At 62.0% G+C, this 26,401-nt stretch carries 25 protein-coding genes; 10 read left to right on the top strand and 15 right to left on the bottom strand.

All coding sequences use genetic code 11. From position 1 onward, the window contains the following. Positions 1-31: 31 nt before the first annotated feature. Together C4J88_RS06600 and C4J88_RS06595 are read right to left on the bottom strand one after the other, a co-directional pair. The gene (locus C4J88_RS06600) at positions 32-346 is read right to left on the bottom strand and encodes an amidase (RefSeq protein ID WP_124406507.1); all 315 of its coding nucleotides are present in this window, start codon (positions 344-346) and stop codon (positions 32-34) included. Then, positions 343-1,416, bottom strand: a complete 1,074-nt coding sequence (locus tag C4J88_RS06595) for a serine hydrolase (RefSeq protein ID WP_124406506.1) — start codon at positions 1,414-1,416, stop codon at positions 343-345. The genes C4J88_RS06600 and C4J88_RS06595 overlap by 4 nt, the downstream gene beginning before the upstream one ends. A 185-nt stretch (positions 1,417-1,601) precedes the next feature. Here C4J88_RS06595 and olsB point away from each other — a divergent pair, with 185 nt between their 5' ends. Together olsB and C4J88_RS06585 are read left to right on the top strand one after the other, a co-directional pair. Next, positions 1,602-2,357, top strand: coding sequence for an L-ornithine N(alpha)-acyltransferase (gene olsB / locus C4J88_RS06590; protein WP_124406505.1), 756 nt, complete (start codon positions 1,602-1,604; stop codon positions 2,355-2,357). Then, positions 2,357-3,148, top strand: coding sequence for a 1-acyl-sn-glycerol-3-phosphate acyltransferase (locus C4J88_RS06585; RefSeq protein WP_124406504.1), 792 nt, complete (start codon positions 2,357-2,359; stop codon positions 3,146-3,148). Before olsB ends, C4J88_RS06585 begins: the two co-directional genes overlap by 1 nt. 44 nt (positions 3,149-3,192) lie before the next feature. On the opposite strand, the gene C4J88_RS06580 is transcribed toward C4J88_RS06585, so the two are convergent. Continuing rightward, positions 3,193-3,777, bottom strand: coding sequence for an ACP phosphodiesterase (locus C4J88_RS06580; RefSeq protein ID WP_124406503.1), 585 nt, complete (start codon positions 3,775-3,777; stop codon positions 3,193-3,195). A gap of 154 nt (positions 3,778-3,931) precedes the next feature. On the opposite strand from C4J88_RS06580, the gene C4J88_RS06575 reads away from it, so the two are divergent. After that, entirely contained in the window at positions 3,932-4,273 is a 342-nt protein-coding gene (locus C4J88_RS06575) for a helix-turn-helix transcriptional regulator (protein WP_124361685.1), read from the top strand. Positions 4,274-4,299: 26 nt separating this feature from the next. Then, entirely contained in the window at positions 4,300-5,346 is a 1,047-nt protein-coding gene (locus C4J88_RS06570; RefSeq protein WP_124406502.1) for an alkene reductase, read from the top strand. Between the two features lie 302 nt (positions 5,347-5,648). Here C4J88_RS06570 and C4J88_RS06565 read toward each other — a convergent pair whose 3' ends face one another. Beyond that, positions 5,649-6,281, bottom strand: coding sequence for a TetR family transcriptional regulator (locus C4J88_RS06565; protein WP_124406501.1), 633 nt, complete (start codon positions 6,279-6,281; stop codon positions 5,649-5,651). A 286-nt stretch (positions 6,282-6,567) separates the two neighbouring features. Here C4J88_RS06565 and C4J88_RS06560 point away from each other — a divergent pair, with 286 nt between their 5' ends. The 5 genes from C4J88_RS06560 to C4J88_RS06540 all read left to right on the top strand — a co-directional run bounded on the left by C4J88_RS06560 (position 6,568) and on the right by C4J88_RS06540 (position 14,750). Then, positions 6,568-7,716: an efflux RND transporter periplasmic adaptor subunit gene (locus tag C4J88_RS06560; protein ID WP_124361682.1), complete on the top strand. Its 1,149-nt coding sequence runs from the start codon at positions 6,568-6,570 to the stop codon at positions 7,714-7,716. 3 nt (positions 7,717-7,719) lie between these two features. Further along, a complete protein-coding gene (locus tag C4J88_RS06555) occupies positions 7,720-10,881 on the top strand; it encodes an efflux RND transporter permease subunit (RefSeq protein ID WP_124406500.1) in 3,162 nt (1,053 codons plus the stop codon). Further along, positions 10,878-12,335 (top strand): AdeC/AdeK/OprM family multidrug efflux complex outer membrane factor, encoded by a 1,458-nt coding sequence (adeC, locus tag C4J88_RS06550; RefSeq protein ID WP_124406499.1) that lies wholly within the window; start codon positions 10,878-10,880, stop codon positions 12,333-12,335. Before C4J88_RS06555 ends, adeC begins: the two co-directional genes overlap by 4 nt. Positions 12,336-12,515: 180 nt before the next feature. Next, a complete protein-coding gene (locus C4J88_RS06545; protein ID WP_124406498.1) occupies positions 12,516-13,766 on the top strand; it encodes an OprD family porin in 1,251 nt (416 codons plus the stop codon). Positions 13,767-13,850: 84 nt separating this feature from the next. Next, a complete protein-coding gene (locus C4J88_RS06540) occupies positions 13,851-14,750 on the top strand; it encodes a polysaccharide deacetylase family protein (protein ID WP_124366169.1) in 900 nt (299 codons plus the stop codon). A 139-nt stretch (positions 14,751-14,889) separates the two neighbouring features. On the opposite strand, the gene pcaC is transcribed toward C4J88_RS06540, so the two are convergent. The 11 genes from pcaC to pcaR form a co-directional block, all read right to left on the bottom strand. Then, on the bottom strand, positions 14,890-15,285 hold the full coding sequence (gene pcaC / locus C4J88_RS06535) for a 4-carboxymuconolactone decarboxylase (protein WP_124366168.1): 396 nt from the start codon (positions 15,283-15,285) through the stop codon (positions 14,890-14,892). Between the two features lie 10 nt (positions 15,286-15,295). Continuing rightward, positions 15,296-16,087 carry a 3-oxoadipate enol-lactonase gene (gene pcaD / locus C4J88_RS06530; RefSeq protein WP_124406497.1) on the bottom strand — a complete coding sequence of 264 codons (792 nt, stop codon included), beginning with the start codon at positions 16,085-16,087 and terminating at the stop codon, positions 15,296-15,298. 10 nt (positions 16,088-16,097) lie between these two features. Beyond that, positions 16,098-17,462, bottom strand: a complete 1,365-nt coding sequence (locus C4J88_RS06525) for a 3-carboxy-cis,cis-muconate cycloisomerase (protein ID WP_124406496.1) — start codon at positions 17,460-17,462, stop codon at positions 16,098-16,100. 10 nt (positions 17,463-17,472) lie between these two features. Then, positions 17,473-18,768, bottom strand: a complete 1,296-nt coding sequence (locus C4J88_RS06520; RefSeq protein ID WP_124406495.1) for an MFS family transporter — start codon at positions 18,766-18,768, stop codon at positions 17,473-17,475. A gap of 187 nt (positions 18,769-18,955) precedes the next feature. Beyond that, the gene (pcaG, locus tag C4J88_RS06515) at positions 18,956-19,522 is read right to left on the bottom strand and encodes a protocatechuate 3,4-dioxygenase subunit alpha (protein ID WP_124406494.1); all 567 of its coding nucleotides are present in this window, start codon (positions 19,520-19,522) and stop codon (positions 18,956-18,958) included. A 1-nt stretch (position 19,523) separates the two neighbouring features. Then, positions 19,524-20,228, bottom strand: a complete 705-nt coding sequence (gene pcaH, locus C4J88_RS06510; protein ID WP_124361671.1) for a protocatechuate 3,4-dioxygenase subunit beta — start codon at positions 20,226-20,228, stop codon at positions 19,524-19,526. A 17-nt stretch (positions 20,229-20,245) separates the two neighbouring features. After that, a complete protein-coding gene (pcaF, locus tag C4J88_RS06505; protein ID WP_177412940.1) occupies positions 20,246-21,448 on the bottom strand; it encodes a 3-oxoadipyl-CoA thiolase in 1,203 nt (400 codons plus the stop codon). Beyond that, entirely contained in the window at positions 21,445-22,227 is a 783-nt protein-coding gene (locus tag C4J88_RS06500; RefSeq protein WP_177412742.1) for a CoA-transferase subunit beta, read from the bottom strand. Before C4J88_RS06500 ends, pcaF begins: the two co-directional genes overlap by 4 nt. Continuing rightward, a complete protein-coding gene (locus C4J88_RS06495) occupies positions 22,224-23,081 on the bottom strand; it encodes a CoA transferase subunit A (protein ID WP_124406492.1) in 858 nt (285 codons plus the stop codon). Before C4J88_RS06495 ends, C4J88_RS06500 begins: the two co-directional genes overlap by 4 nt. A gap of 267 nt (positions 23,082-23,348) precedes the next feature. Beyond that, complete coding sequence (locus C4J88_RS06490; protein WP_124406491.1) at positions 23,349-24,689, bottom strand: MFS transporter; 1,341 nt, start codon at positions 24,687-24,689, stop codon at positions 23,349-23,351. A 141-nt stretch (positions 24,690-24,830) separates the two neighbouring features. Further along, on the bottom strand, positions 24,831-25,673 hold the full coding sequence (gene pcaR / locus C4J88_RS06485) for a pca regulon transcriptional regulator PcaR (protein ID WP_124361666.1): 843 nt from the start codon (positions 25,671-25,673) through the stop codon (positions 24,831-24,833). A 513-nt stretch (positions 25,674-26,186) separates the two neighbouring features. On the opposite strand from pcaR, the gene C4J88_RS06480 reads away from it, so the two are divergent. Continuing rightward, positions 26,187-26,387, top strand: a complete 201-nt coding sequence (locus tag C4J88_RS06480) for a hypothetical protein (RefSeq protein ID WP_003189295.1) — start codon at positions 26,187-26,189, stop codon at positions 26,385-26,387. The last annotated feature ends 14 nt before the right edge of the window (positions 26,388-26,401 follow it).

The raw sequence follows: 26,401 nt of genomic DNA, 5'->3' as shown, positions 1-26,401 counted from the left end.
AAGCCCCCTCCCACAGGGGTGATGTGTATATTCAGGGGTACAGGCGACAGCCCTGACGATCGCCCAGCCACCGTGCCGTGTGCGTACGCCCCAGCCCACTCGCCGTCACTTCACTGCGTTCCGGCTTGTCGATCAGCGCGCTGGTCGGCACGTACTGCTTCACGTAACCCCGGCAATACTGCGCCGGGTTGTTTTCCACGTACCTGCACGAGCAATACTCCTTGGCCGTGTACGCCGCGATGATGTCGGGAAAGGCTTGCAGGTTGATGCGCTCATGCCACACCCAGCCCAACAACACGAGCAACAGCAGCAGCAAAACGCTGATAAGCGGATGGCGCCGAATCATGACCGCACCGCCGCCAGCACGCGTTTGAGCAGTTCGTTATGTCGGTAGCTGCCGTCGCGGTCATCGCCGTAGCGCACGATGACCAAGTGTTCATCGGGCAGCACGAACAGCGCCTGGCCCCAGTGCCCCAGTGCGGCGAAGGTGTCGGCCGGTGCGTCGGGCCAGGGTGCGGGGGTGCCCTGGTTGAGCCACCATTGCCCGCCTGGCACGGCTTCATCCTGGCCCGCTTTGTAATTGGCGAAGGGTTGACGATTGAACGCGACCCACTCTTTGGGCAGCAGTTGTCGTTCGCCCCAACGCCCGTCCCGCGCCATCAGCAGCCCGACCCGCGCCAGATCGCGGGCGGTGAGGTAGGCATAGGATGAGGCGACAAACGTCTCGTCGGCATCGGTTTCCCAGGTTGCAGTGCGAATGCCCAATGGCTTGAACAGCGCCTCCCACGGGTAGCTCATATAAGCCTTGTGCCCGAGCATGCCTTTGAGCGCTGCCGACAGAATATTGCTGTCGCCGCTGGAGTAACGGAAAGCCTGGCCGGGTGCATCGGCGGCCTCGGTCTCGGCCGCGAATTGCGCCATATCGGCGCGGCCACGGGTGTAGAGCATCGCCACTACCGAGGATTTGAGCGGCGCGTATTCATAGTCTTCCTGCCAGTCCAGGCCCGAGGCCCAGTGCAGCAGGTCGGCCATCGTCACCTTGGGGTGCTGTTTCATTGGTGGGTAAAAGCGCGCGGCGGGGTCGTTCAGTTTGAAGCGGTTTTCGCCGTAGGCCACCCCCAGTACGGTCGCCATCAGGCTTTTGCTGACCGACCAGGTCAGGTGCGGCGTGCTGGCGCTAGTGGGCGCTGCGTAGCGTTCATAGATGATCTGGCCGTCGCGGATCACCAACAGCGCGTCGGTACGAATACCTTGGCGAGTGTTGTCGTCACGGGGCGGGAATGCGTAGGCATTCAGCGCGTCGACAGCAGGACCTTCGATCAACCTGCCCGTCACCCAGTCATGGTCTGGCCAGGTTTCAGCGCGCGCACTCACGGTGATGAATAACAAGACAACGCACAGCAGGCCTCTGACCATGGACGCAAACTCAAGGGGCATTCAAGCCCGCGAGCCTAATCCAGGCCGATGACAGATTGACGACAAGGGGCCTGTCATCCAACCGTCACCGTAACTTCATGGAGATGACACCGAGCCTACATAGCCTGAGTTTGGACAACAAAGTCGACTGGCCGCACAACCTGGCCGGCACTCGGAGACTCGCTATGACTCAGCTCGCCCGCATCAGCGACACCGGCAATGAACGCCGCCTGCAAGCCGAACGCCTGGTTGGCGCCGCGGCCTTGCAGGAAGCCCAGGCCCTGCGGTTCAACGTGTTCAGCTGCGAGTTCAACGCCAAGCTGAAAGGCGCGGAACTGGGTCTGGACATGGATGACTATGATGTTCACTGCAGCCACATCGGCGTGCGTGACTTAAACAGCGGTCGGCTGGTGGCCACCACCCGTTTGCTCGATCACCAGGCCGCCAGCACCTTGGGCCGGTTCTACAGCGAAGAGGAATTCAGCCTGCACGGGCTGCTGCACTTGCAGGGCCCGATCCTGGAAATCGGCCGTACCTGCGTCGACCCGGCCTACCGCAATGGCGGCACCATCGCGGTGCTCTGGGGCGAGTTGGCCGAGGTGCTCAACGAGGGCGGCTACAGCTACCTGATGGGGTGCGCGAGCATCCCGATGCACGACGGCGGCATCCAGGCCCACGCGATCATGCAGCGTCTGCGCGAGCGCTACCTGTGCAATGAACACCTGCGCGCCGAGCCGAAAAAGCCCCTGCCGGCGATGGACCTGCCGTCCAACGTCATCGCCGAAATGCCACCGCTGCTCAAGGCTTATATGCGCCTGGGGGCGAAGATTTGCGGCGAGCCGTGCTGGGATGAAGATTTCCAGGTGGCCGACGTGTTCATCCTGCTCAAGCGCGATGAGCTGTGCCCGCGCTATGCGCGCCACTTCAAGGCAGCCATGTGATGGGCCGCCTGCGCGTGTACGGGCGCATCGCCCGGGTGCTGCTGGTGGTGGCGCTGGGCTTGACCATGGCCAGTGTGTTTGGCCTGTTCGAGCGTTTGGGCGTGGCCAATTCGATGGTGCGGCGCCAGCGTTGGTCGCGGTTCTTCATGGCGCGGTTGACCCACGCCCTGCCCTTTCGCGTGACGGTGCACGGCCAGTTGCCGCAAACGCCGATGCTGTGGGTCAGCAATCATGTGTCCTGGACGGATATTCCGCTGCTGGGCATGGTGACGCCGCTGTCGTTCCTGTCCAAAGCCGAAGTGCGCACCTGGCCGGTAGCCGGCTGGTTGGCGGCGAAAGCCGGCAGTTTGTTCATTCGCCGTGGCTCGGGTGACAGCCAGTTGATTCGCAAACAGATGACCCGTCACCTGGAGCAACAGCACCCGCTGTTGATGTTCCCCGAAGGCACCACCACCGACGGTCGCAGCCTGCGCACGTTTCACGGGAGATTGTTGGCCAGTGCGATCGATGCGGACGTGTCGCTGCAGCCGGTGGCGATTCGTTATCGGCGCAATGGCGAGGTGGACCCACTGGCACCGTTCATTGGCGATGATGATCTGCTGTCGCACCTGATGCGGCTGTTTGCCCATGACCAGGGCGATGTGGAGATTCACCTGCTCAAGCCGATTGCCTGCGCCGGACAGGAACGCGCGGCGCTGGCGTATCAGGCGCAGCAGGCGGTGCAAAGGGCGTTGTTTGGGCCGTTGCCGGAAGCCGAATTGGAAGACACTCGGCCCGCCTATGCGGCCTAAGCGGGCACGGTCAAATGTGGGAGGGGGCTTGCTCCCTCCCACATTCAGTTTTGTGTAGCCAGTTGGATTTGTGCGAATGCCTGTAGCTCTGGGTAGAACTCACTGAAGTCTTTGCTCAGCGGTTCATACAACACACGCAACTCCTGCATCGCATACCCCAACTCCTCAGGCAGGGTCAACCGCCGCGAGATCCCGCGCAACACCTGCTCCATCACCGCGAACTCACGATACGAGCCCAACCAGTCATCCGCCGCCATATATGGCGCAATCTGCGCCAGCCGTCCCGGCAACTGCGGTTCGGCCGCCAGCACGCGGTACACCTGCGCGGTGAAGTGCTCCAGCGGTTGGTCGGCATACCGCGCCCAGTCCCGCGCCAGGCAATGATCGAAAAACACATCAAGCACGATCCCGGCATAGCGCCTGCGGGTCAGGCTGAAACGCGACAACGCCTCCCCTACCAACGGGTGGCTGTCGGTAAAGCGGTCGATGGAACGGTGCAATTGGATCGCCGCTTCGATCGAGGGACTGAACTGGCCCTGCAAGCGGCCTTTGACGAAATCGCCATACAGGCTGCCCAGCAGTTGCGCAGGCAGTTGGCCGCCCAGGTGCAAGTGTGCGAGATAATTCATGGCGCGCAGTCTACCACCGCCGCCAACGTATCGTTATAACCCGATATACCCAATTCGACTGACCTCAGAGCAAAATCATATTGGTATATCGGGATATAACGATTTAAGGTTCGCCTCATCGCGATATAACGTTTTACGACACCGAGCCTCTGCCATGCCCTTCGACCTCGACGACATAATAAAAGCCCTGGCGCACCCAGTACGACGAGACATCCTCACCTGGCTGAAAGACCCGAAAGTGCAATTTCCCGAGCAACTGCACAATCACGAATACGGCATCTGCGCCGGGCAGATCGACCAGCGCTGCGGCTTGTCCCAGTCGACCGTGTCGGCCCACCTGGCGACGTTGCAACGGGCGGGCTTGATCACCAGCCAGAAGGCCGGGCAGTGGCATTTTTTCAAACGCAATGAGGACGTGATCCAAGCTTTCCTCACTGCGCTCTTCACCGAACTCAGCGCCCCCGGCGATGCCGAGCTGGCCCCCACGACCCACTGATCAACTTGAGACAAAGGTGCTTTCCCATGCCGACTATTTTCGATCCCATCAAACTGGGCGACCTGGAACTGAAAAACCGCATCATCATGGCGCCGCTGACCCGCTGCCGTGCCGACGCCGGCCGCGTGCCCAATGCGCTGATGGCCGAGTACTACGTGCAGCGTGCATCCGCCGGGCTGATCCTCAGCGAAGCCACCTCCGTAACGCCCATGGGCGTGGGCTACCCGGACACGCCGGGCATCTGGTCCAACGACCAGGTTCGCGGCTGGTCCAATGTGACCAAGGCGATCCACGGCGCGGGCGGCAAGATCTTCCTGCAACTGTGGCACGTCGGGCGCATCTCCCATGAGTCGTACCTGAACGGCGAAACCCCGGTGGCGCCGAGCGCGATCCAACCCAAAGGCCACGTCAGCCTGGTGCGCCCACTGGCCGACTACCCGACCCCACGCGCCCTGGAAACCGCCGACATCGTCGACGCTTACCGCACCGGCGCCGAAAACGCCAAGGCCGCCGGTTTCGACGGCGTGGAAATCCACGGTGCCAACGGCTACCTGCTCGACCAGTTCCTGCAAAGCAGCACCAACCAGCGCACCGACCAGTACGGCGGTTCCCTGGAAAACCGTGCGCGCCTGCTGCTGGAAGTGACCGATGCCGCCATCGAAGTCTGGGGCGCCGGCCGCGTGGGCGTGCACCTGGCACCGCGTGCTGACGCTCACGATATGGGTGACGCCAACCTGGCGGAAACCTTCACCTACGTGGCCAGTGAACTGGGCAAGCGTGGCATCGCCTTTATCTGCGCCCGTGAAAAAGAAGGCGCGGACAGCCTCGGCCCACAACTGAAAAAAGCCTTCGGCGGCGTCTACATCGCCAACGAACGCTTCACCAAAGACAGCGCCAACGCCTGGCTGGCCGCCGGCAAGGCCGATGCGGTGGCCTTCGGCATACCGTTCATTGCCAACCCGGACCTGCCGGCACGCTTGAAGGCCGATGCGCCACTGAACGAGCCGCACCCGGAAACCTTCTACGGCAAAGGGCCGGTGGGTTATATCGACTATCCAACGCTGCCGATCTAATAGATAGTCGGACACAAAATGTGGGAGGGGGCTTGCCCCCGATGGCGGTGCTTCAGTCAACACATCAGTGACTGACACACCGCTATCGGGAGCAAGCCCCCTCCCACATTTTGCCTGTGTGTAGCCCCTTGGAAACATCGCTTCACAGAACCGCAACAAAATCGCTACAAAATACTTAGGCCGCTACCTATCAACCGCCCGCCAGCGCGTATATAAAGTCATCCCTTCAATCAGGCAGAAGGACGATTGACCATCCTTAGGCTTTACTGTTGACACAACTGGACGTAATTACGCATTTTGTCTCAATTGCGCAGGCTGGGGCTCAGGCGCAGCATGTCCAGCCCGGCATCCACCCAGCGTTCGGCGTCCTGATGCAGTTGAAAGCTGTCGGGCACCAACAGCCACTGGCCGATCAGGCCTTGGATGAAGGCATGAATGCACACCGCTGCACGGGTGGTATCGAGATTTTCCGGTAATTGCCCACGATGCACCGCATTACGCAACGTCAGGCCGATGCGCAGGTTGCACTCCAGGGTATGGGCCTGGCGCTGGCGGCGCATGTCACACATTTCATCGGTGAATTCGCACTTATGGAACAAGATCTCGTTGATGCGCCGGGTTTTCGGGTCCAGAGCCACTTGATGATAAAGATGAATCAGCAGCTTGCGCATGCATCCCAACGGGTCGATTTCATCCTCGCTTTCACTCGCCCGGGCCAATTCGTCCAAGGGTTCGTGCAGCGTGTCGAGCAGCGCCTGCAGCAAGTCGGATTTGTTGCTGAAATGCCAGTAGATGGCACCGCGCGTCACGCCCGCCAGAGCGGCGATGTCCGCCAGCGTGGTCCGCGCAACGCCCCGTTCATAAAAGGCTTGCTCGGCGGCTTGGAGGATCTGGCTGCGCGTTTCCTGAGCTTCCTCTTTGGTGCGACGAACCATGGCAGTAAAACCTCAATCAGAACACTTGGGACTATCGTTAACGCAAGGTTAATAGACGCGAACGATCATCAGAATAATTGTGGGACGACACCGTCATGGGCGCCGAACGTACTAAAATCGAGGCTTTGGGCGGTGCTTTGTCTACATTCCGCCCTGCCTGTCAAGAGTTTACAAACAACCATGAACGTAAGTATATTGCGTAGCAAGCTACTTATCTACTCACAGCTTGTTTTTCACCCTTCCACACTTCTTGTGCGCACCCTGCGCGCCTGACCCGAGGATCTTCATGCAACTTAAGCCAGCTGTTACCGCTCTGGTCACTGCCGTCGCCCTGGCATCGCTGCTCAGCGGATGTAAAAAGGAAGAAGCGGCACCGCCCGCTCAAACCCCTCAGGTCGGCGTGGTCACCATTCAACCGCAAGCCTTTACCCTGACCACCGAGCTGCCAGGCCGCACCACGGCCTACCGCATTGCCGAAGTGCGCCCGCAGGTGAACGGCATCATTCTCAAGCGCCTGTTCAAGGAAGGCGCCGACGTGAAGGAAGGGCAGCAGCTCTACCAGATCGATCCGTCGGTGTATGAGGCCACGCTCAAGAGCGCCCAGGCCAAGCTGACCCAGACCAAGTCGATCACCGATCGCTACAAGCAACTGGTCGATGAGCAAGCCGTCAGCCGCCAGGAATATGACACTGCCGTCGCCGACCGCATGACTGCCGAGGCCGACCTGCAGAGCGCGCAGATCAATGTGCGCTACACCAAGGTATTCGCGCCGATTTCCGGGCGCATTGGCCGTTCTTCGGTGACCGAAGGCGCGCTGGTCAGCAACGGCCAGGCCGACGCCATGGCCGTGATCCAGCAACTGGACCCGATCTACGTCGACGTCACCCAGTCTTCGGCAGAAATGCTGAAACTGCGCCGCGACCTGGAAAGCGGCCAACTGCAGAAAGCCGGCGACAACGCCGCCATGGTCAAGCTGACCCTGGAAGACGGCAGCGACTACGGCCACCCAGGCAAGCTGGAGTTCTCTGAGGTGTCGGTCGACCAGACCACCGGTTCCGTGACCCTGCGCGCCGTGTTCCCTAACCCTGACCATGTGCTGCTGCCCGGCATGTTCGTGCACGCCCAGCTGCAAGCCGGTGTGAACAGCAAGGCCATTCTCGCGCCGCAACAAGGCGTGACCCGTGACCTGAAGGGCATTCCGACCGCACTGATCGTGAACAAGGACAACAAGGTCGAGCAACGCGTACTGGTTGCCAATCGGACTTCCGGCGCCTACTGGCTGGTGGAAAAAGGCCTGGACGCCGGCGACCGCGTGATCACCGAAGGCCTGCAATTCATCAAGCCGGGCATTGAAGTCAAGGTCAAGGACGCCGACAACGCCAAACCCGCCGGTACTGCTGCAGCGCCTGCTGCCGCTGCTGGTCAAGGGGAGTAATCCATGTCGAAATTTTTTATCGACCGTCCCATTTTTGCCTGGGTAATTGCCCTGGTGATCATGCTGGTCGGGGCCCTGTCGATCCTGAAGTTGCCCATCAACCAATACCCGGCCATTGCGCCAACCGCTATTGATATCCAGGTGACCTACCCAGGCGCGTCCGCACAAACCGTGCAGGACACCGTGGTGCAGGTCATCGAGCAACAGCTCAACGGTATCGACAACCTGCGCTATGTGGCCTCGGACAGTAACTCCGACGGCAGCATGACCATCACCGCGACGTTCAACCAGGGTACCAACCCGGACATCGCCCAGGTGCAGGTGCAGAACAAGCTGAACCTGGCGACCCCACTGCTGCCGCAAGAAGTGCAGCAGCAGGGTATCCGCGTGACCAAGTCGGTGAAGAACTTCCTGATGGTGATCGGTCTGGTGTCGGAAGACGGCAGCATGACCAAGGACGACCTCTCCAACTACATCGTGTCCAACATCCAGGACCCGATCTCCCGTACTTCGGGTGTGGGTGACTTCCAGGTGTTCGGTTCGCAGTACGCCATGCGTATCTGGCTCGACCCGGCCAAGCTGAACAACTTCCAGCTGACCCCGGTAGATGTCAGCAACGCCATCAAGGCCCAGAACGTGCAGGTGGCCACCGGCCAACTGGGCGGCCTGCCTGCCCTGCCCGGCACCCAGCTGAACGCCACCATCATCGGCAAGACCCGTCTGCAAAGCGCTGAAGAGTTCGCCAAGATCCTGATGAAGGTGAATGCCGACGGTTCCCAAGTGCGCTTGGGCGACGTTGCGCGTATCGAACTGGGCGGCCAGAACTACAGCATCAGTGCACAGTTCAACGGCAAGCCGGCCTCCGGTATGGCGATCAAGCTGGCAGCCGGTGCGAACGCCCTGGATACCGGTAAAGCGATCCGCGCTACCGTGGCGTCCCTGGAACCGTTCTTCCCGCCTGGCATGAAAGCCGTGGTGCCGTACGACACGACCCCGGTGGTGACCGAATCGATCTCCGGTGTGGTGCACACCCTGGTCGAAGCGATCGTGCTGGTGTTCCTGGTGATGTTCCTGTTCCTGCAGAACTTCCGCGCCACCATCATCACCACCATGACCGTACCGGTGGTATTGCTGGGTACCTTCGGGATCCTGGCGGCGTTCGGCTTCACCATCAACACCCTGACCATGTTCGGCATGATCCTGGCCATCGGCTTGCTGGTGGACGATGCCATCGTCGTGGTGGAAAACGTCGAACGGGTGATGGCCGAGGAACACCTGTCGCCCAAGGAAGCGACGATCAAGTCCATGGGCCAGATCCAGGGCGCCCTGGTGGGTATTGCCCTGGTACTGTCGGCGGTACTGCTGCCGATGGCCTTCTTCGGCGGTTCCACCGGTGTGATCTACCGCCAGTTCTCCATCACGATCGTGTCGGCGATGGCGTTGTCGGTACTGGTTGCCCTGATCTTCACCCCAGCCCTGTGCGCCACCATGCTCAAGGCGATCGACCCGGAAAAACACGGCCAACCCAAGCGCGGCTTCTTTGGCTGGTTCAACCGCACCTTCGACAGCGGCGTACTCAAGTACGAGCGCGGCGTGGGCGCGATGATCAAGCACAAGATCCCGGCCTTCCTGGTGTACGTGCTGATCCTGGCCGGCATGATCTGGATGTTCACCCGTATTCCGAGCGCGTTCCTGCCTGAAGAAGACCAGGGCGTGATCTTTGCCCAGGTGCAGACACCGGTAGGCTCCTCGGCGGAACGCACGCAAAAAGTCATCGACGACATGCGTGCCTTCCTGCTGCATGACAAGGAAGGCGAGCCAGGCGAAGGCAAGGGCGTGAAATCGGTGTTCACCGTGAACGGCTTCAACTTTGCCGGTCGTGGTCAAAGCTCGGGTCTGGCCTTCGTGATGCTCAAGCCGTGGGACGAGCGTGATGCGTCCACGTCGGTATTCGAGATTGCCAAGCGCGCCCAGGGCTACTTCATGCAGACCTTCAAGGACGCCATGGTTTTTGCCATCGTGCCGCCGTCGGTTCTGGAATTGGGTAACGCCACCGGCTTCGACGTGTTCCTGCAAGACCAGGGTGGTGTCGGCCATGACAAGCTGATGGCAGCCCGTAACCAGTTCCTCGGTGCGGCAGCCCAAAGCAAGATACTGGCGGGCGTGCGGCCCAACGGCGTGAACGATGAGCCGCAGTACGAACTGACCGTCGATGACGAGAAAGCCAGCGCCCAGGGCATCAGCCTCGCGGACATCCAGCAGACCCTGGCCATCGCTTTGGGCGGTAGCTACATCAACGACTTCATCGACCGTGGTCGTGTGAAGAAGGTGTATGTGCAGGGTGACGCGGCCAGCCGTATGTCGCCGGAAGACCTGGACAAATGGTACGTGCGCGCCGACTCCGGGAAAATGGTGCCACTGTCGGCCATTTCGTCGGGCAAGTGGATCTACGGCTCGCCGAAGCTCTCGCGTTATAACGGTGTAGCGGCGATGGAAATCCTCGGCACGCCGGCGCCTGGCTACAGTACCGGTGACGCGATGGCGGAAGTCGAGCGCATTGCCAAGGAACTGCCGGCCGGCATCGGCTATGCGTGGACAGGCCTGTCGTACGAAGAACGTCTGTCCGGCTCCCAGGCGCCTGCGCTGTACGCCCTGTCGCTGCTCGTGGTGTTCCTGTGCCTCGCGGCCTTGTACGAAAGCTGGTCGATTCCGATCGCGGTGATCCTGGTAGTGCCACTGGGTGTGATCGGTGCGCTGATCGCCACCAGCATGCGCGGTTTGTCCAACGACGTGTTCTTCCAGGTGGGCTTGCTGGTGACGGTGGGCCTGGCGGCGAAAAACGCCATCCTGATCGTGGAGTTCGCCAAAGAGCTCCACGAACAGGGCAAGGGCATCGTCGAGGCGGCCATCGAGGCGTCCCGCATGCGTCTGCGCCCGATCATCATGACGTCCATGGCGTTCGTGCTCGGCGTATTGCCGCTGGCGATTTCCACCGGCGCCGGCTCAGGCAGCCAGCACGCGATCGGTACCGGCGTTATCGGCGGTATGATCACGGCCACTGTGCTGGCGATCTTCTGGGTGCCATTGTTCTACGCAACCGTGTCCTCCGCTGGCGAGCGTAAAAAGACTGAAACCAAGCAAACTCCTAAAGAGGCTGGCCAATGAGCAAGTCGCTACTTTCCTTAGCCGTCACCGCATTCGTGCTCAGTGGCTGCTCGCTGATCCCTGACTACCAGCGCCCCGAAGCGCCGGTAGCAGCGCAGTTCCCGCAGGGGCCGGCGTATTCGTCGGCCCAGGCGCCGGGCCAGGCCGCCGCCGAGCAAGGCTGGAAGCAGTTTTTCCATGACCCTGCCCTGCAACAGCTGATCCAGACTGCGCTGGTGAACAACCGTGACCTGCGCGTCGCGGCCCTGAACATCGACGCGTATGCGGCGCAGTACCAGATCCAGCGTGCCGACCTGTTCCCGGCCGTCTCGGCCACTGGCAGCGGCAGCCGTTCGCGTACTCCGGCGCGCCTGTCGCAGACCGGCGAATCGACCATCGCCAGCCAGTATTCGGCCGGCCTGGGGATCAGCTCTTATGAGCTGGACCTGTTCGGTCGAGTGCGCAGCCTGAGTGAAGAAGCGCTGCAGCGATACTTCGCCACCGAAGAAGCGCGGCGCAGCACCCAGATCAGCCTGGTGGCCAGTGTGGCGAATGCCTACCTGACCTGGCAGGCCGACAAGGAACTGCTCAAGCTGACCCAGGACACTCTCGGCGCGTTCGAGCAGAGCTTCAAGCTCACCTCGCGCAGCAACGAAGTCGGCGTGGCCTCGGCCCTCGACCTCAGCCAGGCGCGCACCTCGGTGGAAAACGCCCGCGTGCAGCTGGCCCGCTATACGCGCCAGGTGGCCCAGGACGAAAACAGCCTGACCCTGCTGCTGGGCACCGGCCTGCCGGCGAATATCGCCAGCAAGCCACTGTCGGATGACCTGCTCAGCGAAGTCCCGGCCGGCTTGCCGTCGGACCTGCTGCAACGACGTCCCGACATCGTTCAGGCCGAGTACAACCTCAAGGCCGCCAACGCCAACATCGGTGCGGCCCGCGCGGCGTTCTTCCCGAGCATCAGCCTGACCGCCAGCGCCGGTACCGCCAGCCCGAACCTGGGCGGCCTGTTCAAGGGCGGCTCGGGCACCTGGTCCTTCGCGCCGCAGATCAACATCCCGATCTTCAACGCCGGTAGCCTGCGCGCAAGCCTGGACTACTCGAAGATCCAGAAAGAGATCAACGTGGCCAACTACGAGAAGGCCATCCAGACCGGCTTCCAGGAAGTCTCCGACGGCCTCGCCGCGCGTGCGACCTACAAGCAGCAACTGGATGCACAACGTGGCTTCGTCGCCGCCAACCAGGACTACTACCGCCTGGCCGAGCGTCGCTACCGCATCGGTGTGGACAGCAACCTGACCTTCCTCGATGCCCAGCGCCAACTGTTCAGTGCCCAGCAATCGCTGATCACCGACCGCCTGGCGCAGTTGACCAGCGAGGTCAACCTGTACAAGGCCCTCGGCGGTGGCTGGAACGAGCAGACCGCGAAGAACGAGCCTGTGAAAGAAGATGCACCGCCGCTGAAGTTGTTCTAATAGCGCCGATGTAAACAAACCGCCTCCCTCACCGGAGGCGGTTTTTTTACGCCGGTTTTTTATCACCAACTTGCGTTCGATCATCGCCCACAACCCGCCCTCCCCCACTTTCATCGCCCCCGCACCGCCGCGCACCATGGCCGCCACCTGCATAAACCCAATAACAACAGGTCCGAAACCATGAGCACTTTCCACCCGCGCCGGCTGTTGCTGGCAACTGCGGTCGCCAGTCTTGCCCTCCCGGTGGTCGCCGAAGAACACGGCTTTCTTGAAGATGCCAGCGCCAACCTCAACCTGCGCAATTTCTTCTTCAATCGCAACTACACCAACCCGACCAAAACCCAGGGCGGCGCGCAGGAGTGGACGCAAAGTTTTATCTTCGACGCCAAGTCCGGGTTCACTCAGGGCACGGTCGGCTTCGGGGTGGACGTGCTGGGCCTGTACTCGCTCAAGCTCGATGGCGGGCGCGGCACCGGCGGCACTCAGTTATTGCCGCTGGACCACGACGGCCGACCGGCCGATGAGTTCGGGCGCCTGGGCGTGGCATTCAAGGCGCGTTTTTCCAGAACTGAAGTGAAAGTCGGCGAATGGATGCCGGTGCTGCCGATCCTGCGCGCGGACGATGGCCGCTCACTGCCGCAAACCCTGCGTGGCGGGCAGATCACATCCAAGGAAATCGAGGGCCTGACCCTGTATGGCGGTCAGTTCCGTGCCAACAGCCCGCGCGACGACAGCAGCATGGGCGACATGTCGATGACCGGCAAACCTGCGTTCACCTCCGACCGCTTCAACTTCCAGGGCGCCGAATACGCCTTCAACGACAAACGCACGCAAGTCGGGGTATGGAATGCCCAGCTCAAGGACATTTACAGCCAGCAATTCGTCAATCTGATCCACAGCCAGCCCGTGGGCGACTGGACCCTGGGCGCCAACCTGGGGTTTTTCTACGGCAAGGACGACGGCAGCGCCCGCGCCGGCAGCCTGGACAACAAGACCTGGTCCGGCTTGTTATCGGCCCGCCACGGTGGCAACACCTTTTACGTCGGCCTGCAAAAGCTCACTGGCGACAGCGCCTGGATGCGGGTCAACGGCACCAGCGGCGGCACCCTGGCCAACGACAGCTATAACGCGAGCTACGACAACGCCGAGGAAAAATCCTGGCAAGTGCGCCACGACTACAACTTCGCCGCCCTTGGCATACCCGGCCTGACCTTGATGAACCGTTATATCAGCGGCAGCAACGTGCACACCGGCACGGTGACCGACGGCAAGGAATGGGGACGCGAAAGCGAATTGGGCTACACCGTGCAAAGCGGCAGCCTGAAAAACCTGACCCTGCGCTGGCGCAACTCCAGCATGCGTCGCGACTACAACAACAATGAGTTCGATGAAAACCGGTTGATCGTCAGCTACCCGATAAGTCTGCTGTAAACCGGCGCCGCAGTTACTGTATGGTGCGCGCCTGCCGCTGCTGATCGACCCAGCAGCGGCCTTTTATTCGGGCCCGCGCACAGCATGAAAACCTTCGCTACAGCACTCGCAGTGTTTGCCCTGGCCCTGGGCCTGGCCGGCTGTATCGGTGCGCCCATCGCCCTGACGCCGCAGACCGAACAGCGCCTGCAAGCGCAGGCGCCGATCCGCTTCCTGCTGACCTTCGATGATGGCCCCAGCGCATCGGGGTACAACAACCCGACCCGTTCGGTGATGGCCGACCTGGCGCACAACCCGGTGCTGCCAGGGATCAAGGCGGTGTTCTTCCTGCAGACCGAAGCGGCACGCTCCGGCGGCAGCGCCCGGGGGCGCAAGACCATGGAGCGCGAGTACGCCGCCGGCCATGTCCTGGCCTTCCATACGGCCACGGCGTTTCACACCAACCACCGCTGGCTGAACGATGCCGAGCTGGAACGCACACTCACCGAAGGCGCCGCGCACATTGGCGCCATCACCGGCAAGCCGCCCCTGCTGGTGCGACCACCGTTCTGGAACTACGACCGCCGCACCTTCGCCGCCTACCAGCGCCACGGCATGCAGGTATTACTGACCGACCTGAGTGCCAATGACGGCAAAATCTGGGGCTTCAACGCCAGCCCGCGCCGCCGCGCCAACCTGTACCGGCAGCTGTCGGTGGTGCGTGAACGCATAGCCTTGGGCGAGTTGCCGTCGGTGGACGGCGTAATACCGGTGGTGGTGACCTTCCACGACATCAACCGCTACACCGCGCGGCATATGCAGGAGTACCTGCAGATCCTGATGGACAGTGCACGCATCAACGGGATGACTACCGCCGCCGAGCCGTTCTACACCGACACCGCTGCGCTGCAACGCGCGGCGCTGGCACGCACGGTCAAGGATGTGAACGAGCCGGTGCATCTGCCTGGGGTGTGGAATTGGGTGTGGGATGCCGATATGCGCTGATGCCTGAAATTTCATGGCCTACAGAGATCTAATGTGGGAGGGGGCTTGCTCCCGATAGCGGTGGTTCAGTAAATGTGTCTATCACTGATATACCGCTATCGGGAGCAAGCCCCCTCCCACATTTGCCTGTGTTCCAGAGTCAGGTCTCGCGGGACTCGACACCCAACTCATCCCACACCGACTCCGCCAGATGAAACGTCGCATTCGCCGCCGGTATGCCGCAGTAGATCGCGCTCTGCATCAGCACTTCCTTGATTTCGGCGCGGGTCACGCCGTTGCTCGCGGCGGCACGTAGATGCAGCTTCAACTCTTCTGTGCGGTTCATGCCGATCAGCATGGCAATGGTGATCAGGCTGCGGGTGTGCCGGGGCAAGCCAGGACGGGTCCAGATGTCGCCCCAGGCATGGCGGGTGATCATTTCCTGGAACTCGCTGTTGAATTCGGTCAGCGCGTTGAGGCTGCGTTCGACATGGGCGTCGCCCAGCACGTCGCGGCGCACTTGCAGACCCTCGGCATAGCGTTGTTTCTCGTCCACGAAAAGCTCCTCAGCGGCCCAGCAGAAATTCAATGACACGGTCGCTGAAGGCAGCGCCGGCCTGGACATTGGACAGGTGCGCCGCATAGAACTCGGCGTATTCGGCGCCCTGTACATGGTTCTGGATAAAGTGGCTGCCGGCCGGCGGTGTTACCGCGTCTTCCGTGCCGGCAATCACCAGGGTCGGTACCTTGATCGACGCCAACTGCTCACGCAAATCCGCATCACGCACCGCCGCGCAGTTGGCGGCATACCCCTCGGGCGAGGTGGCCGCGAGCATGTCGGTGATCTGCTTGGCCTGGTGGGGATGGGCGGCGGCAAAATCGGCGGTGAACCAGCGTGCAATCGAGGCATCGCGCAGCGCGACCATCGCCGCCGCGCCATCGCGCAAGACCATTTCGATACGTGAGTTCCACACCTCTGGCGTGCCGATCTTGGCGGCGGTATTGCACACCACCAGGCGGTTAAGCCGCTTCCCTGCGTTGATGCCCAGCCACTGGCCGATCAGCCCGCCCATGGACAGCCCGCATAAATGCGCGCGCTGAATATCCAGCGCATCCAGCAACGCGAGCACATCCTGGCCCAGTTGTTCGATGCTGTAGGGCCCTGCGGTGACCAGGGACTTGCCATGACCACGGGTGTCGAAGCGCAGCACACGAAAATGCTCGGTGAACGCCGGAATCTGGATGTCCCACATATGCAGGTTGGTGCCCAGGGAATTGGACAGCACCAATACCGGCGCATCGACGGGCCCATCGAGTTGGTAATGCAGTTCGCCCTCGGCGAGTTGTACGAAAGCCACAGCGGTCTCCTTACGCAGTCAATCCAAAGTGTTCGGTCACGGCGCGGCTGACCCAGGTCTGAGCCTGGCCCAAGTAGTGGGCCGGGTCGAGCAAACGGTCCAGTTCGGCCGACGACAACTCGGCGGTGATCTGCGCCTCGTCCGCCAGCACCGCACGTAAATGGCGCTGCTCGGCGACGGCGCGTTTGCAGCACTGCTCCAGCAGGTGATGCGCGGTTTCACGGCCCAGGCGTTGGGCCAGCACGCTGCTGACGGCTTCGGCCAGCACCAGGCCCTGGGTCAGGTCGAGGTTGCGGGCCATGCGCGCGACATCCACCTCCAGGCCTTCGCTGAGCAGCAGCGCCTGTTGCAGCGCACCCGATACCAATCGGCAGATATCGGGCAAGGTTTCCCATTCGGCATGCCACAGTCCCAGGCTGCGTTCGTGCTCCTGGGGCATGGCATTGAACATCGTCGCGACCAGACCGGGCACGCGGGTCGCGGCGCTGATCAGCACGGCAGCGCCGACGGGGTTGCGCTTGTGCGGCATGGTTGACGAACCGCCCTTGCCCGGCGCCGAGGGCTCGAACACTTCCGCCGCTTCGGTTTGCATCAACAGGCTGATATCGCGGCCCAGCTTGCCAAGGCTGCCGGCGATCAGGCCCAGCACGCTGGCGAACTCCACCAGGCGATCACGCTGCGTATGCCAGGGCTGCTCGGGCAAGCTCAGTTGCAGCTCTGCGGCCAAGGCTTGCGCCACCGGCATGGCCTGCTCGCCGAGCGCCGCCAGGGTGCCCGACGCCCCGCCAAATTGCAGCACCAGCAAACGCGGTTTCAATTCCACCAGCCGCTGGCGACTGCGCGTTACCGCGCCCAACCAGCCGGCGATTTTCATGCCCAGGGTGACCGGCGTGGCGTGTTGCAGCCAAGTGCGTCCGGCCAAGGGTGTTGACGCATACCGCTGCGCCTGGGCGGCCAGCACATCGCCCAGGCGCGCCAGGTCCGCTTCGATCAACCCCAGCGCGCGGCGCAGTTGCAGCACCAGGCCGGTGTCCATCACATCCTGGCTGGTGGCGCCCAAGTGCACATAGCGCTCGGCCCCGGCATCTGCTTCGGCAATCAGCTTGCCCAGCGCCTTGACCAATGGAATCGCCGAATTACCCGCCGTGGCAATCGCCACGCTGAGCGCGTCCACGTCATACAACGAGGCCAGGCAGGCCTGGGCAATCGGTGCCACGGCGGCCTGCGGGATCAGCCCCACCTGGGCCTCGGCCCGGGCCAGCGCGGCCTCGAAATCCAGCATGCCCTGCAGGCGGCCCTGGTCGCAGAACACCTCGGCCATGCTGTCAGCGGTGAAGTAAGCGTCGAACAGTTGGTTGCTCGTGCGCAGTGTCATAACTCATCCCTTACAAATCATGGTGCAAATAAGCCGCCTGCTTGGGCAGACGCAAGCTGAACAGGAACGCCACCGCCATCATCGCGGTAACGTACCAGTAGAAGGTGTTTTCCATACCGATGGACTTCAGGCTCAACGCGACCACTTCCGCCGAACCGCCGAACACCGCGTTGGCCACGGCGTACGCCAGGCCCACGCCCAGGGCACGTACCTGGGGCGGGAACATCTCCGCTTTGACCAGGCCGCTGATCGAGGTGTAGAAGCTGACGATCGCCAGGGCCAGGGTAATCAGGACAAAGGCCAGGAACGGACTGGTGACGGTTTTCAGGGTCAGCAGGATCGGTACCGTGAACAGCGTGCCGAGGCCGGCAAACCAGAGCATGGAATTGCGCCGGCCGATCTTGTCGGCCAGCATGCCGAACAGCGGTTGCATGCACATGTAGAGAAACAGCGCACCGGTCATGATGTAGCTGGACGTCTTGGCGTGCATACCGACGGTGTTCACCAGGTACTTCTGCATGTAGGTGGTAAAGGTATAGAAAATCAGCGAGCCGCCGGCGGTGTAGCCCAGCACCGTGATGAACGCTTTGCCGTGGTCACGGAACAGCGCGACGATACTGCCGGCGTCCTTGTCTTCACGCATTTCCTTGCTGGTGGTTTCCTTGAGGGTACGACGCAGCAGCAGGGAGATCACCGCCGCAATGGCGCCGATCACGAACGGAATCCGCCAGCCCCAGGCGCGTAATTCTTCTTCGGTGAGGATCTGTTGCAGGATCACCACCACCAGCACCGCCAGCAGTTGCCCGCCGATCAGGGTCACGTACTGGAACGAGGCGAAGAAACCGCGCTGGCCCTTGAGCGCCACTTCGCTCATGTAGGTGGCCGTGGTGCCGTATTCGCCACCCACCGACAACCCCTGGAACAGCCGCGCCATCAACAGCAGCGCCGGGGCCCAGGCGCCGATATCCTTGTAAGTGGGCAGGAAGGCAATGACCAGGGAGCCGGCGCACATCATCAGCACCGAGATCATCATTGAGTTCTTGCGGCCATGCTTGTCGGCCACCCGGCCAAACAGCCAGCCTCCGATGGGGCGCATCAGGAACCCGGCGGCGAATACGCCAGCGGTGTTGAGCAGTTGGACGGTGGGGTCATCCGACGGAAAAAACGCCGGGGCAAAGTAGATGGCGCAGAAGGCATAGACGTAGAAGTCGAACCATTCGACCAGGTTGCCGGAGGAAGCACCGACAATCGCAAAAATCCGTTTGCTGCGTTCTTCTCCGGTGTAGTGACTGGTTTTTGTTGTCATGGTTTTTACTCAATGGGAACGGTTAAAGCCTAGACATACTTTGCAACAACCATGTTCCGCAAGCAGACTTTTCGGACAGTGTTGCCTGGGAGGGCCCCTATCGGGGGCAAGCCCCCTCCCACACTTGATAGGCGGCGCGGTCAAAATGTGGGAGGGGGCTTGCCCCCGATGAGGCCCTCCAGCCAACTCAGTAATCGAAGAACACCGTTTCCTTATCTGTCCCTTGCAAAATCACATTCCATTGATGCACACCCGCCGCATCCGGCTTGGCAATCAAGGTGCCGCGCCGCTCGGCCGGCACACACGCCAGCAGCGGGTCATCACCATTCAATGCTTCACCGTCAAAATAAATCCGCGTCAGCAGGTGCTTCACCAACCCTCGGGCAAACACCAGCACGACAAGATGCGGCGCCTGGCTCGTGCCCTTGAGCCCCGGCACGCTGCCCGGCTTGATCGTGGTAAAGCGAAAGCGCCCTTCGGCATCCACCGGCACGCGGCCGAAGCCTTCAAAGTGGGGGTCCAGCGCTTTATCCTGCTCGTCTTCAGGGTGGGCGTACTTGCCGGCGGCGTTCGCTTGCCACACCTCGAGCATGGCGTCGTCGACCACATCACCGTTGCCGTCCAGCACTTGCCCGCTGATCGCCACGCGCTCGCCGAGGGTGGCGGCCACGGTCAGGTCTTCGCGGTTAAGCCAGGTCAGGCCGATGTGGTAATACGGCCCGACGGTGTGGGACGTGGTTGCGTAAAGGCTCATCTCATTTCTCCATCGGCGTGGCGTCGCGGCCGCGCAGGACGATGTCCCAGCGGTAGCCGAGGGCATAGGAAGGAATGGTTTTTTCCAGGTCGAAACTGGCGATCAAGCGTTGCTTGGCGCGGGTGTCCGGCACGCAGTTGTAGATCGGGTCGTATTCCAGCAGCGGGTCACCGGGGAAATACATTTGCGTGACCAGGCGTGTCAGCACACTCGGGCCGAACAGCGAAAAGTGGATGTGCGCCGGACGCCAGGCGTTGTGGTGGTTGCCCCACGGGTAGGCGCCGGGCTTGATGGTCTGGAACTGGTACCAGCCGTCGGCGTCGGTGACGGTGCGCCCGGTGCCGGTGAAATTCGGGTCCAGCGGCGCATCGTGCAGGTCGCGCTTGTGGTTGTAGCGACCGGCAGCGTTGGCTTGCCAGATCTCCACGAGGATGCCCGGCACCGGCAGGCCGTTCTCGTCCAGCACACGCCCGTGAATGATGATGCGCTCGCCCTGGGGCTCGCCTTCATGCTGGGCGGTGAGGTCGTTGTCCTTGGCATCGATGCGCTCGGCACCGATGGTCGGGCCGGTGATTTCCGACAACGAATGGGGCAGGAACACCAACGGCTGGGACGGCGAACGCAGGTTCGTCGACTGGTAGGCCGGGTGCAGGTAATCAGGTTGAGTGCCCGCTTGCGGGCGCCGGTAACCGGGCTTGTCACTCATGGAGCAATCCTCTCTTGTTAGATGCGTTCAATCGCCAGGGCCAGGCCTTGGCCGACTCCAACACACATAGTCGCCAGGCCTTTGCGGCCGCCGGTTTTTTCCAGCTGATGCAGGGCGGTCAGTACCAACCGCGCACCGCTCATGCCCAGGGGATGGCCCAGGGCGATGGCGCCGCCGTTGGGGTTGACCTGCGGCGCATCGTCGGCGAGGCCCAGCTCGCGCAGCACCGCCAGGCCTTGGCTGGCGAACGCTTCGTTGAGCTCGATCACGTCAAAATCGGTGATCGCCAGCCCCAGGCGCTCCACCAGCTTGCGCACCGCCGGCACCGGGCCGATGCCCATCACACGCGGGGCGACGCCGGCACTGGCCATGCCCAGCACTCGGGCGCGGGCGGTGAGACCGTGTTTTTTCACCGCCTCGCCAGAGGCCAGGATCAGCGCGGCAGCGCCATCGTTGACCCCCGAGGCATTGCCGGCGGTCACGGTTTTGTCCGGGCCATTCACCGGTTTGAGTTTGGCCAGCGCCTCCAGGGTGGTGTCCCTGGGATGCTCGTCGTGCTCCACCAGGGTTTCGCCTTTTTTATGGGCGACCCGCACCGGTACGATTTCTTCGGCGAAGAAGCCGGCAGCTTGCGCGGCGGCGGTACGCTGCTGGCTGCGCAGGGCGAACGCGTCCTGGTCGGCGCGGGAAATGTGGTAGTCGTCGGCGACGTTATCGGCGGTCTGCGGCATCGCATCCACGCCGTACTGGGCCTTCATCAACGGGTTGATAAAGCGCCAGCCAATGGTGGTGTCTTCCAGTTTCATGCTGCGCGAAAACGCCGCATCGGCCTTGCCCATCACGAACGGCGCGCGGGACATCGACTCGACGCCACCGGCAATCGCCAACTCCATCTCGCCGCTGGCAATCGCGCGAAAGGCCGTGCCGATGGCGTCCATGCCCGAGGCGCACAGGCGGTTGAGGGTCACGCCTGGGGTGCTTTCCGGCAGACCCGCCAACAGCAGCGCCATGCGTGCCACGTTACGGTTGTCTTCGCCGGCCTGGTTGGCGCAGCCGAGGAACACTTCATCAACGGCATTCCAGTCCACCGTCGGGTTGCGCTCCATCAGTGCCTTGATCGGCAAGGCCGCCAGGTCATCGGCACGCACCGTGGACAGGCCACCGCCGAAGCGGCCGATGGGGGTTCGGATAGCGTCACAGATAAAGACATCACGCATCAGGCTTCTCCTGGCGCTTGGCCATGGGCGGCTGCGGTGCGGGCTTCAAGGTCACGCAACGCGCTCAGTTCAACCTCGGTCGGCTCGGCGGTGGTCTCGACCTGCTCGGCAAACCGAATGGCCCAGCCGGTCGCCGCTGTCACCTGCTCACGGGTCACGCCCGGGTGCAACGCGGTGACCACGAACTCATGGGTGCCCTCCTCCGGCTCCATGATGCACAGGTCGGTAATGATGCCGACGGGACCGGCGCCCGGCAGGCCCAGGCGTTTACGCGAATCGCCACCTTCGCCGTGGCCGACCGAGGTAATGAAATCCAGCTTGTCGACAAACGAGCGGGACGACTGTTTAAGGATGATCAACACGCTCTTGGCGGAACCGGCGATCTCCGGCGCGCCGCCGGCCCCCGGCAAACGCACCTTGGGCTGGTGATAATCGCCGACCACGGTGGTGTTGATATTGCCGAAACGGTCAACCTGAGCCGCGCCAAGAAAGCCCACGTCGATGCGCCCGCCTTGCAGCCAGTAGCGGAAGATCTCACCGGTAGGCACCACCGTATCGGCGGTTTCCGCCAGTTCACCGTCGCCGATGGACAGCGGCAGCACCGATGGCTTGGCGCCAATCGGGCCGGACTCGTAGATCAGCACCACGTCGGGCGACGAGGTCAGGCGCGCGAGGTTGGCCGCCTTGGACGGCAGGCCGATGCCGACAAAGCACACCGAGCCGTTCTTGAGGCGACGCGCGGCGGCGACGGTCATCATTTCATTGGTGGAGTAAGCCATCACTTGGCCTCCTGCGCAGCAGCCAGCTTGGCCTGGAATTCACGGAAGTCGGCGGTGCCGTGTATGTATTCGTCGATCCAGGCGGTAAAGGTCCCACGGTCGCGGGCAATCGGGTCCCACGCCTGGTAGAAACGGTTGTCCCGCTCGTTGTAGCCGTGGGCGTAGGACGGATGCGCGCCACCGGGCACGTGGCACACAGCGGTCAGGGCCCAGGTCGGCAATACGCAGCTATTCATCGGCGCGTTCAGGTCATCGACGATTTCCTCGACGGTGACGATGCAGCGCTTGGCCGCCAGGGCCGCTTCCTTCTGCACGCCGAGAATGCCCCAGAGCAGCACGTTGCCCTTGCGGTCGGCCTTCTGCGCATGGATCACCGTGACATCCGGGCGTACCGACGGCACCGCCGCCAGCACCTCGCCGGTGAATGGGCAGGTGACGGTCTTGATCAGCGGGTTGACCTTGGGCAAGTCGGAACCGGCGTAGGCACGCAACACCGCAAACGGCAGGCCGGAGGCGCCGGCGACGTAGGCATTGGCCAGGTCGGCATGGCTGTGTTCTTCGATCTCCAATGGCTGCGGCCAGTGTTTTTCCACGGCGTCGCGCAGGCGATGCAGGGAACCCACACCAGGGTTGCCGCCCCAGGAGAAAATCAACTTGCGCGCACAGCCGGCACCGATCAACTGGTCGTAGATCAGGTCAGGCGTCATACGCACCAGCGTCAGGTCTTTCTTGCCCTGACGAATGATTTCATGACCTGCGGCCGTAGGGATCAGGTGAGTAAAGCCTTCGAGCGCGACGGTATCGCCGTCGCTCACGAAGCGCTTGACTGCATCACGCAGGGTAAGAATTTCAGCCATGGGGTTGGGCTCCCGGTGTTGATCGAAAAAGGCGCTGAGGTGGCGCCGAAGTGCTTGAAGATTAAGCCGGGGAAATGGGTGGAACAATCCGATAATCGACTCAGTGTTCGGTTATCGAACGAATTGTTGCCTACCTAATCTCCTCAACGAACACGATTCAATGTGGGAGGGGGCTTGCCCCCGATAGCGATATATCAGTCAGGAATTAGTCAACTGACCCACCGCTATCGGGAGCAAGCCCCCTCCCACAGTTAACCGTGCCAGACGTCAGGTCGCGTCGGCATGGCTGACCATGCCTTTGATCACCACGGCAGCGGTGGCCAGCGCTGCCGGAATCACCAGTGCTGTCAGCACTTGTTCAAAGTTCCAGCCCAGGCCCAGCAAGGTAGCGCCCATCCACGCCCCCAGAATCGCACCGAAACGGCCAATACCGAGCATCCACGACACGCCGGTGGCGCGGCCCTGAGTGGGGTAGAAACGCGCCGCCAGGGAGGGCATCGCCGATTGCGCACCGTTGACGCACATCCCGGCAATCAGCACCAGGGTGGCCAGTAAGGTGATATTGCCCAGGCTCTGCCCTACCGCGTAGGCAAACACCCCGGCCAGCAGATAGAAGGTGCCGATCACCTTGTGCGGGTTGAACCGGTCCATCGCCCAGCCCACGCCCACTGCGCTCAATACGCCGCCAAACTGGAACAACGCGCCGATGAACGCGGCCTGTTCCATGCTGGCGCCACTGTCGCGCATCAGAGTTGGCAGCCAACTGGTGAGCAGATAAACGATCACCAGGCCCATGAAGTAGGTAAGCCACAGCAACAACGTGCCGGCGCTGTAGGTGCCAGAGAAAATCACCGCGAGCACGTTGCGTGTCTTGACGGTCTTCTGCTCCGGCACGCTGAAGGCGCTAGCCTGGGCAACGATAGCGGGCTCAATGGGAGACAGGGCCTTGCGCACCTTGTCGGTGCCACGGTTGCGCACCACCAGGTAACGCGCCGATTCCGGCAACCACACCAACAGCACGGCGGCCAGGATCAACGGCAGGATGCCGCCGATCAGCAACAGGCTGTGCCAGCCGAACGCCGGGATCAACTTGGCCGAGATAAACCCGCCACCGGCCATGCCCAGGTTGAAGCCGCAGAACATGCTGGTCACCAGCAGCGACTTGTGCCGCTCGGGCGTGTATTCAGAAAGCAGCGTGGTGGCGTTGGGCATGCCGGCGCCCAGGCCCAGGCCCGTCAGGAAACGCAACACCAGCAGTTGGTCGACATTGCTGCTGTAGGCCGATGCCAGGCTGAAGGCGCCAAACACCAGCACTGCGCCCACCAGCACGCCTTTGCGCCCGAAGCGGTCGGCCAGCGGGCCGGAACCCAGCGCGCCGAACACCATGCCGATCAACGCGGCGCTCATCACCGGGCCGAGGCTGGCGCGGTCGATGCCCCAGTCCTGGGACAGCGCGGGCGCGATAAAGCCCATGGCGGCGGTGTCGAGGCCGTCGAGAAAGACAATCAGGAAACACAGGATCACCACACGCCATTGATAACGCGACAACGGCTGGGCGTTGATGAAGGACTGCACGTCCAAGGTGGTACCGACAGAGGGCTGATTCATTATTTTTATTCCACACCGATGGCGGGTCAGCGACCGGGGTCGCCGTTATTATTGGAGCGCTTGGGAGCGCTGCCGCACATTAATGAGCCAGGGGAAACAGCGTCAATCGATCAAGCCGGGATCTGTGCGGTCACCGAACACTTAGGCAAACAGTTGCGTACTCAGCTCGCGACTGGCGCTGAGCATGCTCGGCAGGAAGCGCTGCTCCAGCTCGCTGCGGCTGACCCGCCCGGCATGGGTACTCACATTGAGCGCGGCCAACACCTGGCCGGACGCGTCGTACACCGGTACGGCGATGGAGCGCAGGCCCTGCTCCAGTTCCTGATCGACGATGCACCAACCCTGCTGACGAACCTGTTGCAGGCATTCGAACAAAGCCTCGGGCGTGGTCAAGGTGCGACTGGTCTTGGTTTGCAGGTCGGCGTGGTCGAGATAATCCTGCAGCGAGGCATCGTCCAGGGCGGCCAGCAGGATACGGCCCATGGAGGTGCAGTACGCCGGCAAGCGGCCGCCCACGGAAAGGTCCACGGAAATCAGGCGCTGAGTGGTGGCGGAACGGGCGATGTACAGAATGTCGTCGCCTTCGAGGGTCGCCATGTTGCAGGCTTCGTGAAGCTGTTCGCTCATGCGGTCCAGATAAGGCTGGGCCGACACGGCCAAAGGCGTCGATGACAGATACGCATGGCCAAGCGTCAGCACCTTGGGCAGCAACGAGTAGGTACGGCCATCGGTGGTGGCGTAACCGAGCTTGATCAAGGTGTGCAGGCAACGGCGCACGGCGGCGCGGGGGATTTCGGTGCGGTGGCTGATCTGGGCGATGGTCAGGTGACGCTTGCGCTCCTGAAACGCCTGCACCACGGCCAGGCCACGGGCCAGGGAGGTCATGAAGTCCGGATCACCCGTGAAGGCCTGGATGCGCTTGGCGGGTGAGGCCACGATCGGCGGCGCCACGGACGCGAAAGAATTGCGCAATTGATCGTTCATTGCAGGGATCCTTTTTCTTGTTTTCAACCACAGAAGGGCTGGCTGTCATTTCTAGCCGCGCCAGTAGAGATGTACAAGACGGGGCCGGCAACATTGGGCGATTATCGGACGATCATTCGATTATCGCAATTTTCAGTGGCCAAGCCTGTTTCAAAGCCTTGTGGAAGAAAAACCAGATGACCATGGACAGATATGTTCAGCCAACACTTACGTTGTGATGTAACAAAACCCGCATATGAAGTTGATGCTTTTAACTTTATGCCGATAGCGTTATTCACATGCATCGCTATAATGCAGCCTGTGCAGAGGTCAGCCCAATTTACCTGTTGGGATCAGAGCTCGCCCGGCGCCGCATACTCGAGCGCAGGGTCGATTAAAGTATCGGATTGAAAAAGCGACCTCGGGTCCCCACTTCAAACTTGAACAGTCCGTCTGTTCAAGTTCGTACACCCCAAGGCGGCCTTTTGGCATGACGTTGCACTTTTATTAAACTCAATTCAATTAGGTATAACTGTGACGAAAGATGAACTGCGCGCGGAACTTGAGCGCCAGGAGCAACGTTACAAGGATGTTTACGGCGGGGAAGTCACCACCTACGCCGCCCAGCCTGAGCCGGAACGTAAGCCATGGCGCAAGCGCGCCAGCCTGCTGGACCAGGCATTCGCTCAGGAAATCCAGAAAATCGAGCAGGAACTCAAGACCGAAGAGCCCTGAGTGCTCTTTGGGTT

The organism is Pseudomonas sp. R4-39-08 (genome assembly GCF_003852275.1).
Lineage (GTDB): Bacteria > Pseudomonadota > Gammaproteobacteria > Pseudomonadales > Pseudomonadaceae > Aquipseudomonas.
This window is presented reverse-complemented; position numbering and strand designations above follow the sequence as displayed.

Excerpts from the sequence above, each read along its gene's own strand:
- C4J88_RS06495 (WP_124406492.1), bottom strand. The coding sequence starts at position 23,081 with ATGGCTGAAATTCTTACCCTGCGTGATGCAGTCAAGCGCTTCGTGAGC.
- C4J88_RS06595 (WP_124406506.1), bottom strand. The coding sequence starts at position 1,416 with ATGGTCAGAGGCCTGCTGTGCGTTGTCTTGTTATTCATCACCGTGAGT.
- C4J88_RS06580 (WP_124406503.1), bottom strand. The coding sequence starts at position 3,777 with ATGAATTATCTCGCACACTTGCACCTGGGCGGCCAACTGCCTGCGCAA.
- C4J88_RS06570 (WP_124406502.1), top strand. The coding sequence starts at position 4,300 with ATGCCGACTATTTTCGATCCCATCAAACTGGGCGACCTGGAACTGAAA.
- C4J88_RS06600 (WP_124406507.1), bottom strand. The coding sequence starts at position 346 with ATGATTCGGCGCCATCCGCTTATCAGCGTTTTGCTGCTGCTGTTGCTC.
- C4J88_RS06565 (WP_124406501.1), bottom strand. The coding sequence starts at position 6,281 with ATGGTTCGTCGCACCAAAGAGGAAGCTCAGGAAACGCGCAGCCAGATC.
- C4J88_RS06560 (WP_124361682.1), top strand. The coding sequence starts at position 6,568 with ATGCAACTTAAGCCAGCTGTTACCGCTCTGGTCACTGCCGTCGCCCTG.
- pcaH (WP_124361671.1), bottom strand. The coding sequence starts at position 20,228 with ATGAGTGACAAGCCCGGTTACCGGCGCCCGCAAGCGGGCACTCAACCT.
- C4J88_RS06545 (WP_124406498.1), top strand. The coding sequence starts at position 12,516 with ATGAGCACTTTCCACCCGCGCCGGCTGTTGCTGGCAACTGCGGTCGCC.
- C4J88_RS06520 (WP_124406495.1), bottom strand. The coding sequence starts at position 18,768 with ATGACAACAAAAACCAGTCACTACACCGGAGAAGAACGCAGCAAACGG.
- adeC (WP_124406499.1), top strand. The coding sequence starts at position 10,878 with ATGAGCAAGTCGCTACTTTCCTTAGCCGTCACCGCATTCGTGCTCAGT.
- olsB (WP_124406505.1), top strand. The coding sequence starts at position 1,602 with ATGACTCAGCTCGCCCGCATCAGCGACACCGGCAATGAACGCCGCCTG.
- pcaR (WP_124361666.1), bottom strand. The coding sequence starts at position 25,673 with ATGAACGATCAATTGCGCAATTCTTTCGCGTCCGTGGCGCCGCCGATC.
- C4J88_RS06525 (WP_124406496.1), bottom strand. The coding sequence starts at position 17,462 with ATGACACTGCGCACGAGCAACCAACTGTTCGACGCTTACTTCACCGCT.
- C4J88_RS06490 (WP_124406491.1), bottom strand. The coding sequence starts at position 24,689 with ATGAATCAGCCCTCTGTCGGTACCACCTTGGACGTGCAGTCCTTCATC.
- C4J88_RS06575 (WP_124361685.1), top strand. The coding sequence starts at position 3,932 with ATGCCCTTCGACCTCGACGACATAATAAAAGCCCTGGCGCACCCAGTA.
- C4J88_RS06585 (WP_124406504.1), top strand. The coding sequence starts at position 2,357 with ATGGGCCGCCTGCGCGTGTACGGGCGCATCGCCCGGGTGCTGCTGGTG.
- pcaG (WP_124406494.1), bottom strand. The coding sequence starts at position 19,522 with ATGAGCCTTTACGCAACCACGTCCCACACCGTCGGGCCGTATTACCAC.
- C4J88_RS06555 (WP_124406500.1), top strand. The coding sequence starts at position 7,720 with ATGTCGAAATTTTTTATCGACCGTCCCATTTTTGCCTGGGTAATTGCC.
- C4J88_RS06540 (WP_124366169.1), top strand. The coding sequence starts at position 13,851 with ATGAAAACCTTCGCTACAGCACTCGCAGTGTTTGCCCTGGCCCTGGGC.